The sequence below is a fragment of the Agreia sp. Leaf335 genome, assembly GCF_001423605.1.
Lineage (GTDB): Bacteria > Actinomycetota > Actinomycetes > Actinomycetales > Microbacteriaceae > Agreia.
In genome coordinates this window covers 1,010,210-1,024,622 of sequence record NZ_LMOQ01000001.1, presented here as the reverse complement: position 1 = coordinate 1,024,622, position 14,413 = coordinate 1,010,210, and the positions used below count along the sequence as shown (strand labels likewise).

The following is a 14,413-nucleotide window of genomic DNA, read 5'->3' as shown; positions in this document are numbered from 1 at the left end:
AAGAGGCATGACTCAGCGGGCGGATCACCTCATCGGCAACAAAAAAGGAACGCTAACGCCCTGGGGAGGACAGGCTACCGCGACCAGGCACCACTTCGCGGATGAGGAAAAACACGCGACACTCCGCTCAGATGGGAGCATGACTCGGCGTGTCGGCAGCATTTCCTCATCCGCGAAAAGGGGGCCTGAGGAAGGTGGCTGAGGGTGTGTCAGTGGGCGGTCGCTATGAGGCCCAGCTCGGCCGGTGAGGCCAGATGAGCGTGTTTGGGCACGACGCGCACCGTGTAGCCGAACGCGCCCGCTCTCGACAGGGCGAGGGTGCCCTCGAAGAGCACCACTCCCGAGTCTGAGGCCGAAGCGGTCGACGGCGACAGGGCGAACGTGGCCACGTCGCGCAGCTCGTCGCCCGTGCCCGCCTGGCCATAGACGACCTCGACCGACACGTCGTCGGGGCTGATGCCGTCGAGCTGCACCTGAGCACGCAGATGCAGCGAGTCGCCGACCTGCGGAGTGTCGTCGAGGCCGCCGGACTCGACGTGCACGACCTGCACGCTCGGCCAGTGCGCCGTCATCCGTTCCTTGAACGCCGACAACTCCCGCGCCGCCTCGTGGTCTCTCGCCGACATGATCCTCTCGGCTGCGGCCGCCTTCGTGTAGAGGCGCTCGGTGTACTCGCGCACCATGCGCTCGGCAGACAGGCTGGGCGACAGGGTCGACAGCGTGTGCCGCACCGAGGCCATCCAGCGCTCGGGGATGCCGTCGGCGTTGCGGTCGTAGAAACGCGTTGCGACCTGGTGCTCCATCAGGTCGTAGAGCGCGCCAGCCTCGATAGCGTCGCGTTCCTCCGGAGTGCTCGCGCCGTCGGCGGTGGGGATCGCCCAACCGTTCTCTCCGTCGTAGTACTCGTTCCACCAGCCGTCGAGAATCGACAGGTTGAGTCCGCCGTTCAGTGAGGCCTTCATGCCGGATGTTCCGCACGCCTCGAGCGGGCGCAGCGGGTTGTTCAGCCACACGTCGGTACCCGGGTACAGCAGCTGGGCCATGCCGATGTCGTAGTTCGGAAGGAAGACGATGCGGTGCCGCACCTCCGGGTCGGAGGCGAACTGCACGAGGCGCTGGATGAGACGCTTGCCCTCCTCGTCTGCCGGATGCGATTTGCCCGCGATCACCAGCTGGATAGGGCGCTGCGGGTTGAGCAGGATCGACTTCAGCCGCGCGGGGTCGTGCAGCATCAGGGTGAGGCGCTTGTACGTCGGCACTCGACGCGCGAAGCCGATGGTGAGCACCGTGGGATCGAGAAGCGTCTGATACCAGGCCGGCGCGATCGAGCCCGGATTCTGCAGCTCGAAGGCCTCGGTCACGCGACGACGGGCGTCGTGCACGAGCTGGCGGCGCATGTCGCCCCGCACAGCCCAGAGATCGCCGTCGCTGACGTCGGAACTGTTCCAGTCGGCGTTGGCCGTGTCGGAGGAGCCGAGCTTCGAACTTGCGAGCTCCTGCAGAAGCGGGTCGGTCCAGGTGGCGGCGTGAACGCCGTTCGTCACCGAGGTGATGGGCACGTCGTCGACGTCGAAGCCCTTCCACAGACCCTGGAACATTCCTCTGCTCACAGCGCCATGCAGTTTCGACACCCCGTTCGCCCGCTGCGCGAGACGCAGCCCCATCACGGCCATGTTGAAGACCTCGGACGAACCGCCCTCGTAGTCCTCGGCGCCGAGACGCAGGATGTCGTCGACGGCGAGGCCAGGCAGCAGGTCGCCGCCGAAGTACCGCTCGATGAGAGTGCGCTCGAACCGGTCGATCCCCGCGGGAACGGGGGTGTGCGTCGTGAAGACGGTGCCAGCGCGCACGACCTGCAGGGCAGCGTCGAAGCTGAGCCCGTCTCCGATGAGACGCGAGATGCGCTCGAGTCCCTGGAATCCGGCGTGGCCCTCGTTGGCGTGGAAGACCTCGGGCTCGGGCACATCGCGGAGTTCGGCCGCGAGCTTGAGCGCGCGCACTCCCCCGATACCGAGCAGCAGTTCCTGAAGAAGGCGGTGCTCGCCGCCGCCCCCGTACAGGCGGTCTGTGATGCCGCGAAGATCTTCGGCGTTCTCGGGGATATCGGTGTCGAGAAGCAGGAGCCTCACGCGGCCGACCTTGGCCTGCCAGATCCGCGCGAACAGGGCGCGTCCGTCGGGGAGCGCCAGCGCGATGTGGGCCGCTGATCCGTCGGCGAGACGCAGCACGGTGAGCGGGAGTCCGTCGGGATCGAGCACCGGGTAACTCTCCTGCTGCCATCCGTCTCGCGAGATGGCCTGGCTGAAGTAGCCGGCCCGGTAGAAGAGGCCCACGCCGGTGAGGGGCAGTCCGAGGTCGCTCGCCGCCTTCAGATGGTCGCCGGCGAGGATACCGAGTCCTCCTGAGTACTGAGGAAGCGCGGCCGCGATGCCGAATTCGGCGGAGAAGTAGGCGATGCCGGTCGGCTTCTCGCCCTCGAGTTGCTGATACCAGCGCGGCTCGACGAGGTAGCGGTTCAGATCGTCGCGAAGACTGTTCGCCCACGCCACGAATCCCTCGTCGTGCGACAGCTCGTCGAGGCGGTCGGGGCTGACAGCGCCGAGCAGGGCGATCGGATCGCCGCCGGTCTGCTGCCAGTCATCCGGCGAGATGCGGGCGAAGAGCGCGCGGGTGGGCTCGTGCCACGACCAACGGAGGTTGGATGCGAGTTCACCGACAGCCCCCAGACGCTCCGGCAGCACGGATCGAACGGTGAATCTTCTGATCGCCTTCACGAAAAATTCTCCATATCGGCGCGCCACCACCACTCGTCTCGCGCGCCGCGGCGAACGCCGTGGCCTGGCTTCGCCCAGCCTAGGACAGCGCCGCTGTGGCCGCATAAACGACCGGGAACCGTTTCCATAATCCCCCGCGAACGTTTCCCCTTTATTGATACGGTCGAACCGTGGCAAAGACGCAAGCACCCAAGCAACCGACCCTCTCCGATTCCGGACTCGGGCGCATCCCGATCCTCGACATCTTCCCCAGTGTTCCCGGCCAACGATGGCTACCCAAGGCATTCGCCGGCGAGGTCGTGCCCTTCGGCGCCGTGGTGTTCCGCGAGGGCCACGACGCTGTCGGCGCCCGAGTCGAGGTGGCCGGCCCCTCCGGGCAGCGCAGCGAACGGCTCCTGGCGCCCCTCGAGCCCGGCACCGACCGCTACGGAGCACTCGAGCAGTTGGGCGAGGAGGGGCTCTGGCGATTCCGCATCCGCGCGTACTCCGACGACTTCGCTACCTGGCAGCACACCGCGTCGATCAAGCTCCCCGCAGGCATCGACGTCGACGTGACCCTCGCCATCGGGCGGGAGCTGTTCGAAGCCGGCAGAATCGACGCGACGCGCTCCGACGCTCAGCGCGTGCTGTTCGGCAAGGTCGCCAACACCCTGGGCGACGCGACCATCGACCCGGTCGAGCGCCTCGACGTGGCCACGAGCGCCGCCGTTCTCGAGGCCATCGCCGACCGCCCGTTCGAGAGCCTCACCACGTTCTCGGAGTGGCGAGAGATCACGGTCGAGCGCGAGCGCGCCGGGTCGGGCTCCTGGTACGAGTTCTTCCCGCGCTCGATCGGAGCGAAGAAGAACACCGACGGCAGCTGGACGAGCGGCACGTTCCGCACCGCGGCGAGACGCCTCCCCGAGGTCGCGGCGATGGGGTTCGACGTTCTCTACATGCCACCGATCCACCCGATCGGCCGGTCGTTCCGCAAGGGCCCCAACAACTCGTTGGATGCCGGACCGTACGACCCCGGATCGCCCTGGGCCATCGGCGGTGCCGCGGGCGGACACGACGCGATCCACCCCGACCTCGGAACGGTCGCCGACTTCAGCTACTTCTTGAAGCAGGCGGCCAAGGCCGGACTCGAAGTCGCTCTCGACTTCGCGCTCCAGGCATCGCCCGACCACCCCTGGGTCACCGAGCATCCCGAGTGGTTCACGACGCTTCCCGACGGCTCCATCGCCTACGCGGAGAACCCTCCTAAGAAGTATCAGGACATCTACCCGATCAACTTCGACAACGACCCGAAGGGCATCCGGCGCGAGACTCTGCGCCTGCTGCGCTACTGGATCAAACTCGGCGTGCGCATCTTCCGTGTCGACAACCCGCACACGAAGCCGCTCGACTTCTGGGAATACGTGATCCACACGATCAACGCGGAATTCCCCGAGGTCGTCTTCCTCGCCGAGGCGTTCACACGCCCCGCGATCATGCAGGGGCTGGCGAAGGTCGGCTACCAGCAGTCGTACACCTACTTCACGTGGCGCAACACGAAAGAAGAGCTCGAGGAGTTCCTCAACGGCCTGTCGCACGAGACCGACGCCTTCTTCCGGCCGAATCTCTGGGTCAACACCCCCGACATCCTTACGCAGTACCTGCAGTTCGGCGGGCGCGCGGCATACAAGATCAGAGCCGCCATCGCCGCCACCGCTGCGCCCACGTGGGCCGTGTACTCCGGCTACGAGCTCATCGAGAACGTCGCGCGTCCCGGCGCCGAAGAGAACATCGACAACGAGAAGTACGAGTACCGACCGCGTGACTTCGCGCTGGCAGAGAAGACCGGGCAATCGATCGCCCCGTACATCACCAAGCTCAACGAGATGCGCCGCGATCACCCGGCCCTGCGCCAGCTGCGCAACCTCGAGCTGCACTGGAGCGACGACGACGCGATCCTGGTCTATTCCAAGTACATCGCTGCGGAGTTCAGCGGCACGGGGGCTCCCGACGCCATCATCGTCGTGGCCAACGTCGATCCGCATTCGGCGCGCGAGACGAGCGTGCACTTCGACGTCTCGAAGTTCGGCCTCCCGGGCGTCGAGCAGTTCAGGGTCACCGACCTCATCACCGGGGCATCGTGGATCTGGGGCGTCAGCCACAACTTCGTGCGCCTCGACGCGTTCACCGAACCCGTACACATTCTGCACGTGGAGCCGGTCGATGGGACCTGGCCCGAAACGCACCCGACCGGTGCAGACAAGGCGGCTCACTGATGTCCACCCTCGACGGAGCATCCGTGCTCTCCATCCCCGACGTCCCCACCGACGTGCTCGACAAGGTCGCGGCGGGTTCCTACTACAACCCGCACGGCGTTCTCGGCCAGCATCCCATCGAGGGCGCGGGCGCCGACGGCGTCACCGTCATCCGCACCCTGCGGCCCCTCGCGAAATCGGTGGTCGCGGTGCTGGCATCCGGCGCACGCACCGAGCTCACCCATCTGCACGGCGGTATCTGGCAGGGCTACACGCTGACCGGCCTCAGCGACTACACGATCGAGGCCCGCTACGACGACGACACCGTCTGGACCAGCGACGACCCCTACCGCTTCTCCCCCACCCTCGGCGACGTCGACATCCATCTCCTCGGCGAGGGCCGGCACGAGCGTCTCTGGGATGTTCTGGGCTCGCACTATCGTTCCTGGCACGGCGTCGACGAGCAGGTCGCGGGCACGTCGTTCGCCGTCTGGGCGCCGCACGCTCAGGCCGTGCGCGTCATCGGTGATTTCAACTCCTGGGACGGCTTGAAGCACTCTCTGCGCAGCCTCGGCAGCTCGGGCGTCTGGGAGCTGTTCGTGCCCGGCCTCGAGCCTGGCAGCAACTACAAGTTCGAGATCCTGGCGCAGTCCGGCCAGTGGGTGCGGCGCGCCGACCCGATGGCCCGCTACACCGAGATCCCGCCGCTGACCGCATCGGTCATCGGCCAGTCGGCCCACACATGGGGCGACGACGAGTGGATGTCGCGGCGTGCGTCGAGCGACCCGCATTCCGGTCCCATGAGCGTCTATGAGATGCATGTCGGATCCTGGCGCCCCGGACTCTCGTACCGGGAGCTCGCCGACCAGCTCATCGACTACGTGCAGGAGCTCGGCTTCACCCACGTCGAGTTCATGCCCCTGGCCGAGCACCCGTTCGGCGGCTCGTGGGGCTACCAGGTCACTTCGTACTACGCTCCCACCTCGCGCTTCGGTCACCCCGACGACCTGCGCTACCTGATCGACCGCCTGCACCAGGCCGGCATCGGCGTGCTGGTCGACTGGGTTCCCGGGCACTTCCCCAAAGACGAGTTCGCCCTCGCCAATTTCGACGGCCAGCCGCTGTACGAGCATCCTGATCCTCGTCGAGGCGAGCAGCCCGACTGGGGCACGCTCGTATTCAACTTCGGCGACTCGCAGGTGCGCAACTTCCTGGTCGCGAACGCTCTCTACTGGCTCGAGCAGTTCCACGTCGACGGCCTGCGGGTCGATGCCGTGGCGAGCATGCTCTATCTCGATTACTCCCGCAAAGAGGGCGAGTGGCTGCCGAACCAGTACGGAGGGCGCGAGAACCTCGAAGCCATCAGCTTCTTGCAGGAGGCCACGGCGACCGCGTACAAGCTGTACCCGGGCATCATCATGATCGCCGAGGAGTCGACGAGCTGGCCCGGAGTCACCCACGCCACGAGCCAGGGAGGGCTCGGCTTCGGGCTCAAATGGAACATGGGCTGGATGCACGACTCCTTGCAGTACATGGAGACCGATCCGCTCTATCGCACCTACCACCACGGCGAGATCACGTTCTCGTTCGTCTACGCGTTCAGCGAGAACTTCATCCTGCCGATCAGCCACGACGAGGTCGTGCACGGCAAGGGATCGCTGCTGAACAAGATGCCCGGCGATCACTGGCAGAAGCTCGCGAACCTTCGGGCGTACCTCGCGTTCATGTGGGCGCACCCCGGCAAGCAGTTGCTGTTCATGGGCCAGGAGTTCGGGCAGCCGTCGGAGTGGTCGGAGGAACGCGGACTCGACTGGTGGATTCTCGATCAGCCCGTGCACCGCGCGCTTCTCGGACTCGTCTCCCAGCTCAACCGGGTCTACGCCGACAACCCCGCGCTCTGGCAGCGCGATCACGATGCATCGGGCTTCGAGTTCATCGACGGCGGATCGTCGAACCAGAACCTCGTGTCGTTCCTCCGCTGGGACGACGAGGGCAACCCCATCGCCGTTCTGATGAACTTCTCGGGCGCTCCGGTCGGGCCCTACAGGGTCGGTCTGCCCTTCGGCGGCACCTGGGATGAGCTGATCAACACCGACGCCGTGGAGTTCGGAGGATCGGGCGTGGGCAACTTCGGTTCCGTCGAAGCGGAAGACGTGCCCTGGTCGGGACGCCAGGCCTCGGTCGAGCTGACCCTGCCGCCGCTCGCGGCGCTGTACCTCAAGCCGCGCAGATAGCCGTCATCATGCCCTGAGCCCGTCGAAGATCATCTTCGACGGGCTCAGAGCATGATTGCGAAGGAACGGCCGCTAGTAGAGCAGGCCTGTGAGGCGTGCTCGGGCCTTCACGACGCGAGGGTCGTCGATGCCGACGACCTCGAACAGATCGATCAGTCGCGCACGCACGGTGTTCTTGCCCTCTTGGTCGAGGGTCACGAAGAGCGTCAGCAGCCGATCGAACGCGTCCTCGACATGACCGCCTGAGAGGTCGAGATCCGCCACCAGCAGCTGGGGTTCGAGCTCGGTCGGGCGCGCCGCGGCGTCGTTGCGGATCTCAGCCTGGGTCTTGTCTTTCAGGCGGGCGAGCAGACTCACCTGGGCGAGACCGGCCACCGCGAGGCTGTCACGCGGGTCTTGCTTGATGGCCGTCTCGTATTCGCGGATCGCTTCGTCGAAGTCTCCGCGCGCGATGGCGTCGTAGGCCTCGGCATGGTGCGGGGGCAGCGGGGCCTCGACAGGTTCTGCCGGCTCGCCCTCTGGAGCGCCGTCGACGACCGCGGTTCCGGTGACACCCTGCTGTGCGGCGAGCTCGAGCACCTGCTCGATCACGTCGCGTACCTGCTCGACCGGGTGGACACCGGCGAAGAGACCGATGGGCCGGCCGCCGACGACCGCGGCGACCGTGGGGAGCGTCTGGGCCTGGAATGCCTGTGACAGCTGAGGGTTGGCATCCGCCTCGACCGTGACGAGAACGAATCGACCCGCGTACTCGGTCGTGAGCGCGCGCAGGATCGTGTCGAGCTGAGTGCTCGGCTCGTTGTAGGAGGCGCCGACGACGACCACGACGGGAACCGTGTTGGACAGCTCGATGAAGGCGCTGAAGGCCGCGTCGGTGCCTTCGATCACGAGGCTGGGCAGAGGCACAGGAGCACCGGGCGTTGCAGGAACTGCGCCGGGCTGAGCTGCGGCGGCTCCGGGCGCGGGCCTATTGACGAGCGACGAGAGATCGACGGCGCCACGAAGGCTGGCTGCGGACGGGGGAACAGAACTCATGGAAGCTCCTTGGCTTGGACGAGGCCCTGGGTGAATCCGAGCAGCGTCGGTTTGCCCGTTTCACCCGCGGACGGGATGTAGAACAGCAGCTGATAATCGTAGACCGACTCGATGCCCTTGCCCGTGACCGGAAGCCCCGACAGCGCCTTAACAGCGCCCTCGGTGTTAACGGTCGCCCCTGTCTGCGTGGGCTTGACCACCTCGGACTCGCGAAGATTGAACGCCAGGATCGCGCCCGAGTCGTTCGTAGCGAGCGCGATTCCGTCGGAGATAGCCGGAACCTTCGAGAACTCGATCGTGGCCGTGCCGCTCGCCTCGATTGTCGCCTTCTTGGTGGCTTTGTAGTCGGAGCCGACGCTTGTGAGGAGCGTGTCTTTCTCGGTGTCGATCTGCCCGAACGAGGGGCTCGCGGAGCCCTGGGCGAGGATGTCGGCGTAAGCGGCCTCGACCGCGTCAGGGGTCATCGACAGCAGCTTCGAGTCCGGCGCGAGGCGCGACGCACCGACGCTTGCCGCCGACACCGGAGGAAGCGTGGTGTCGGGCTCGAGGGAGATCGCGTATTCGACCTTGTAGTTGGCTCGTGCCGACTCCTGAACGAGCGTGACGGCAAGAGGAGCGACCGTCTTGTCTTCGTTCTCGATGATCGTGAACACTGTCTTCGGCCACACCGTCGTCGCCTGGGGAAGGACGACCTCGGCGGCTCCGGACGGAATGGCGGCGGGCAGCGCGTAGTCCGGCAGCGCCGCGCGGGTGGCGTAGGCAGCCTTGCGGAGCTCGAGCGCCGGACCGGTGAATCGCGCGTCGAGGGCGTTGCTGTCTGAGGCCGCGTTCGCCGCGCTCTCGACCGCGATGACGCGCTCGATGATGGTCTGCGCCTGCTTCTCTGTCACGGCCGGCAGCACAGTCTCCGCCGCTGGAGCCGTACTCGTCGGAGTCGGTGTGGGAGACGGCGTGCCTGTCTGCATGTTCGACGGCTCGCTCGTCGAATCCGTATCGGTTCCGACCGTCGGAGTCGGCCGAGGTGTGGGCGTGACCGTGCTGGCCGATGCGGCGAGAGGCGCACCCGCACCGAGCGCCGCGACGAGCAGCACCGGCAGTACAGCGCTCATCGACCGGGTGATGGCCTTGCGTCGTTTCGACATTCCAGACTCGATCGCGTTCGTTCGGGCGGGAGAGAATCGGCGTCGGGGCGTTCCTGTGGGCGGCTTTCTGCGCGGGCCCTGCTGGCGCCTCATGTGCCATAGACCCCAGAGCAGAAGCGCCAGACCGACGAGGAGCACGGAGGCGCCGGCGAGCAGGAGCGGCACGGCCCACGGGGTGGAGTTGTCGATCGGCCACGCGACGGAGACGTCGGCGGGCGCCGGATCCGTTCCGTTCGACGCGATGATCGCCGAGTAGCCGGAGGGCACGTTGATGGTGCGCGTAAGCGACTGATTGCCGGTGTACTGCTCGAGCCAGAGGTCGCTGCCCGCCGGATCGGCGGAACCGCTGGCGACGTTCTTGGCACCCGCCGGATCGGCAGGGACGACGGCCTCGGTGAGCTTCTTGGACTCGGAGTCGACGGCGAGCTGCGAATAGCTCGAGCCGCTCAACCACGCCTTGACGTCGGCATCGCGGCCATACGCGACGAAGATGGTCGAGTCGCCGCTGATCGAGACGGTCTGCGAACCCGGGTTCGCCCGGAGTGTGTCCGAGTCGAGCAGAACGTACGGCTCATCGGTCGCACCCGCGGTCGCCACGCTCACACTTCCCGGAGGCAGGAGGAAGGTGCGTTGGGCAACACCGACACCGATGAGGGCCGTCGCAACGACGAAGGCGATGATCGCGAATACAAAGCGCACAGATTACTCCAGACAAAGACATTAAAAGATAGCCGATGAAGCCTGACGCCGCACTCAGACTACGCCCAGCGCGCGCTCGACGTCGGCTTCAGATGCAGTCCCAGAGCTCGACGGCACCGGATTGCGGACTCACCGCGATGACGCCGGTGCTGAACGATCCGAGTGGGGTGCATGACGAATGCTCCACGACCTGTTCGACCGGATCGGCAGCCGGCGCATTCTGCTTCACGACGAAGAGGTGGTCGGTACCCGTGGCGATCATCCGCTCGAGCTGCGACTCGGTGAACACCGGGACGGTTCCCGAATAGCCCCCGTCGGTCAGCACGCTGTCGCCGGTCGCGTCGATCACCTGAGCGGAGATCGCCCACGAATCGGTGATGAAGTCGGGTCTGCCGTCAGCCCCGCCGCCCGCGGTCCGTGCCGCGTTCACGAGATCGCTCACCTTCGGCGAGAGTGTCACGGATCCTCCCCACAGCTGGGGCGGGGCGGGGCGGAATGACAGCGGAGTCGGATCGGATCTCACGGGCTTGATCCCCACGTAGGCGTCTCCCCCTGTGCCGTTCCTGGCCGGGTCGACGACCTGCAGAGAGAAGGCCGCCTGACCTCCCAGGATCAGCGCAGCAGCGAGAAGGGGAACCGCCGCCACCCTGAGTCGATTGCGACGCGTCGATGCAATGGATGCGCGCGGCCGGGTGCGCCATGCGTGTGCCGCGAGCGCGACACAACACGCGCCGCAGACGACCACCGCAGGCACGACGAGGATCGCGGGCAGAGCGCCCTCTATCGCCAGGAAGACCGACCAGCCAGCCTGGACGACCAAGACGACGAAGACCGCGAGGCGCGTTCTCCTCCGAGGAGCGCGCAGCATCCGGACGGCCTGCTTCCATCCGACGGCGGCCAGCACTGCGATCTGCGTGCCGATGGCCGCCACGTAGGCGGTGTGCGGGGTGTGGGCCACCGAGAGAACGAGTGTGGCGGTGACCAGCCAGACGGAGACGACGCCGAGCATGGCGAACGAAGCCGACGGCGCGCCGCCACGACGCGGCCACCAGCGAATAAGCCCGAACACGATCCCGGCGATCGCGATCGGGTACAGCCAGCCCACCTGTGTGACGAACAGCGGGTCGACCAGCTTGGTCAGGGAGGCGCCAGCCGACGACAGATCGGAGGGTGCCGCGAAGAAGACGGGGGCCGCGTGCGTGTGGCCGCCGGAACCGCCTACCGCTCCCGGAACCGCGTGGGGCAACAGCCGGTCGAGACCGTTGTAGCCGAAGACCATGGCGAACGCGTTATTGCTCGTGGAGCCGTCGATGTAGGGGCGGTCGGCGGCCGGCGTGAGTTGGAGCACGAGCACCCAGACCAGAGACGCCGCCACAGCGGTCGCCGACACGACCGTGGATCTCCACAGACGGCGCGGCCAGGCACCCCGCGTCCAGAGGAAGCTGCCCACGACGAAGGCGGGGAGGATGAACCATGCCTGCATCATCTTGGCCTGGAACCCCACGCCGACGAAGAGGGCTGCGACGAGCAGGGGCCACAACCGCTCGGTCAGCAGAGCACGCTGGAAGAAGAACAGGGCCACCGTGAGAGCCATGGTGACGAGGCCGTCCTCCATCGGATGAGCGAACATCGAGACGAAGATCGGGGTGGTGGCCGCGGCAGCTGCGGCCACCAGCCCCGCGCCCGGACGGGCCCACCTCAGGCCGATCACCGAGCAGCACCAGACGGTGATCAGTCCCTCGACGACCTGCGGCAGGGCGAGCGCTGAGGTCGACATCCCGAACAGCCGGATGCTCAGCGCCTGCGGCACTGCGAACCCGCTGAGCTTGTCGAGAGTGACGGTACCCGCGGGGTCGAAGGCGCCGAAGAGCATCGCGTGCCACGACTCGGACATCGAGCGAGCCGACGCTTCGTAGAACGACGCGTCACCGCCCTTGGCGAGGTTCCAGACCATGAGAGCGGCGGAGACGAGCAGGATGACGAGGAGTCCGGATCGGAATCGCCAGGGCTGGCCCCACCATCGTGGAAGGCTGTCAGTATCGGTGGGGTGCACGAGCTATAGGGTGGGGCCGGTCGATGAGCGCAAGCTCGAGACTCGCTGTGGCGTGGCTGAGACGACATGCCAGCCTCGAGCACTTCCCACTCGGTAGAATTCGGGCACTCCATCAGCGACATCCGATAGCTCTGGGCAGGCAGGTTTCGTGAAGATCCACAACGCATTCACCCTGGGACTTGTCGGCACGCTGGGCGTCGGCGTCGGCATCCTGATTCTCACCTCGATCGCGTCGCTCGCCACGATCCTCACCTACATCGGTGCAGCGATCTTCATCGCCCTCGGCCTCGATCCGGTGATCTCCTGGCTCGAGAAGAAGAAGCTGCCCAGGTGGCTGGCCATCATCGTGGTCTTCGTGGCCGTCGCGGGCATCATCGCGGGGCTCGTCTTCGCCGTCGTGCCCATCATCGTCGATCAACTCGGTCAGCTGTTCGATATCGTTCCCGTGCTGATCGACAGGGCGCAACAGGGAACCTGGGTATCGGATCTGTCTAACCAACTCGGCGGGTTCGATGTGCAGGCCGTGATCGACCAGGCCACCAAGTACCTCACCGACGTCGGCAACTACTCCATCATCGCGAGCGGTGCCCTCGCCGTGGGAGCCAGTATCGCGAACGGCGTGTTCGGCACCGTGATCGTGCTGATCCTCACCCTGTACTTCACGGCGTCACTCAACTCGATCAAGCGTGCGCTGTACCGTCTCGTGCCGGCATCTCGCCGCGAACGCTTCGCAGATCTGAGCGAGCAGATCACCGACGCTGTCGGTCGCTACGTCGTGGGCCAGCTCTCGCTCGGCGCCATCAACTTCGTGCTCAGCTACGTCTTCCTGTCGATCATCCAAGCGCCGTTTCCTGCGGTGCTCGCGTTCCTCGCCGGCATGCTGTCACTGATCCCGCTCGTCGGAACCCTCTCGGGATCGATCATCATCGCGCTGGTCTGCCTCATACCCGGGCTCGGGTCGTTGCCGACCTTCATCGCCGCGGCCATCTACTACCTGATCTACATGCAGGTGGAGGCCTACCTGCTCAGCCCGAACATCATGAACCGCGCCGTCTCGGTTCCGGGCGCTGTCGTGGTGATCGCCGCTCTGGCCGGGGGAACTCTGCTCGGTATCCTGGGAGCCCTCATCGCGATCCCGGTCGCAGCGTCCCTGCTGCTGATCATCAAACAGGTGGTCATCCCTATTCAGAACGAACGGTGACCCGGGCTCAGCCCTCGTAGCTGTCCGGCAGCGGAAGCACGGCCGGGTTGACCCTGCCCACGATCTCGCTCAAAACCCTCCGCGTCTGCGACTCGCCGACCCAGAGGTGTTTGCCGCCCTCCACCGCGACCAACTCGATGTGCGGCATCGCCGCGAATCGGGTCTTCGCTTCTGGCGGGCGCAGGTAGTCGTCGAGCTCGGGGATGAGTGCCACGACGGGCACGTCGACGGCGTTCCACGCCGCCAACTCGTCTTCAGAGGTTCGATGCAGGGGCGGTGACAGCAGGATGACCCCGTCGACCGTATGCTCGATGCCGTACTTCAGCGCCAGCTCCGTTCCGAACGACCAGCCGACCAGCCAGGGGTGAGGGAGTCCACGCTCGGCGACGAAGGCCATCGCCGCCTTCACATCCCAGCGCTCCGCCACGCCGTGATCGAAAGCGCCCTCGCTCGTGCCTCGAGGCGACGAGGTTCCACGGGTGTTGAACCGCAGCACCGCCAGGTCAGCGAGTGCCGGGAGCCGGTTCGCCGCCTTTCTCAGAATGTGCGAGTCCATGAACCCCCCGCCCGTGGGAAGCGGATGGAGAGTCACGAGGGTAGCGACGGGGTCGCCCGACTCCGGGAGCGCCAGCTCTCCGACGAGGTCGAAGCCGTCGTCGGTGTGCAGCACGATGTCTTCGCGAATGGCCGGGAGCACCGTCGTGCTGCGGATGTCGATGATGCTCACAATCAATTTCCGATCTTCCAGCAATGGCTGTGCCAGTGGCGGCGGCCGGCGAGGTCATTCGCCTCGCCCATCAATCCGTCGGCCCGCCACGCGACGACATGCGCCGTGCCTGCGACGACCGGCAACGAGCATCCGGGGCACACATAGTCTTTGACGGCCTGCGCGGGCGAGACGGACTGCACGTTCCACGAGCCGCTGCGGCGATGCTCGATACGTCGGCCGCCCGTCAGGATCCGGTTCAGATCTATCTCGGCGTCGTCACCGTCGCCGGCCCCGCGTCGACGAGGTCGGTTGCTGCGGGGCATGCCTCAATCCTA

9 protein-coding genes are annotated in these 14,413 nt (G+C 66.4%); 3 read left to right on the top strand and 6 right to left on the bottom strand.

The genetic code is table 11. From position 1 onward, the window contains the following. Positions 1-209 precede the first annotated feature (209 nt). A complete protein-coding gene (gene glgP, locus ASF79_RS04920; protein ID WP_055852477.1) occupies positions 210-2,774 on the bottom strand; it encodes an alpha-glucan family phosphorylase in 2,565 nt (854 codons plus the stop codon). A 170-nt stretch (positions 2,775-2,944) separates the two neighbouring features. On the opposite strand from glgP, the gene ASF79_RS04915 reads away from it, so the two are divergent. Continuing rightward, the gene (locus tag ASF79_RS04915; RefSeq protein ID WP_082495676.1) at positions 2,945-5,026 is read left to right on the top strand and encodes a maltotransferase domain-containing protein; all 2,082 of its coding nucleotides are present in this window, start codon (positions 2,945-2,947) and stop codon (positions 5,024-5,026) included. Beyond that, complete coding sequence (glgB, locus tag ASF79_RS04910) at positions 5,026-7,239, top strand: 1,4-alpha-glucan branching protein GlgB (RefSeq protein WP_055852474.1); 2,214 nt, start codon at positions 5,026-5,028, stop codon at positions 7,237-7,239. The genes ASF79_RS04915 and glgB overlap by 1 nt, the downstream gene beginning before the upstream one ends. Positions 7,240-7,311: 72 nt before the next feature. Here the strand turns inward: glgB and ASF79_RS04905 are convergent, their stop codons facing one another. From ASF79_RS04905 to ASF79_RS04895, 3 genes are all read right to left on the bottom strand, one after another. Beyond that, positions 7,312-8,274 (bottom strand): tetratricopeptide repeat protein, encoded by a 963-nt coding sequence (locus ASF79_RS04905; protein WP_055852471.1) that lies wholly within the window; start codon positions 8,272-8,274, stop codon positions 7,312-7,314. After that, on the bottom strand, positions 8,271-10,115 hold the full coding sequence (locus ASF79_RS04900) for a hypothetical protein (RefSeq protein ID WP_055852469.1): 1,845 nt from the start codon (positions 10,113-10,115) through the stop codon (positions 8,271-8,273). Before ASF79_RS04900 ends, ASF79_RS04905 begins: the two co-directional genes overlap by 4 nt. An 88-nt stretch (positions 10,116-10,203) precedes the next feature. Beyond that, positions 10,204-12,168, bottom strand: a complete 1,965-nt coding sequence (locus ASF79_RS04895) for an ArnT family glycosyltransferase (RefSeq protein WP_055852467.1) — start codon at positions 12,166-12,168, stop codon at positions 10,204-10,206. Positions 12,169-12,316: 148 nt separating this feature from the next. Between ASF79_RS04895 and ASF79_RS04890 the strand changes: the two genes are divergently transcribed. Further along, positions 12,317-13,369, top strand: coding sequence for an AI-2E family transporter (locus ASF79_RS04890; protein ID WP_055852464.1), 1,053 nt, complete (start codon positions 12,317-12,319; stop codon positions 13,367-13,369). Between the two features lie 7 nt (positions 13,370-13,376). Here ASF79_RS04890 and ASF79_RS04885 read toward each other — a convergent pair whose 3' ends face one another. Beyond that, positions 13,377-14,087 (bottom strand): alpha/beta hydrolase, encoded by a 711-nt coding sequence (locus ASF79_RS04885; RefSeq protein ID WP_055853161.1) that lies wholly within the window; start codon positions 14,085-14,087, stop codon positions 13,377-13,379. Between the two features lie 11 nt (positions 14,088-14,098). Beyond that, the gene (locus tag ASF79_RS04880) at positions 14,099-14,401 is read right to left on the bottom strand and encodes a hypothetical protein (RefSeq protein ID WP_055774739.1); all 303 of its coding nucleotides are present in this window, start codon (positions 14,399-14,401) and stop codon (positions 14,099-14,101) included. Between the last annotated feature and the right edge of the window lie 12 nt (positions 14,402-14,413).

Bases quoted from the DNA above. Each gene is read 5' to 3' on its own strand.
- glgB (WP_055852474.1), top strand. From the start codon at position 5,026: ATGTCCACCCTCGACGGAGCATCCGTGCTCTCCATCCCCGACGTCCCC.
- ASF79_RS04905 (WP_055852471.1), bottom strand. From the start codon at position 8,274: ATGAGTTCTGTTCCCCCGTCCGCAGCCAGCCTTCGTGGCGCCGTCGAT.
- ASF79_RS04880 (WP_055774739.1), bottom strand. From the start codon at position 14,401: ATGCCCCGCAGCAACCGACCTCGTCGACGCGGGGCCGGCGACGGTGAC.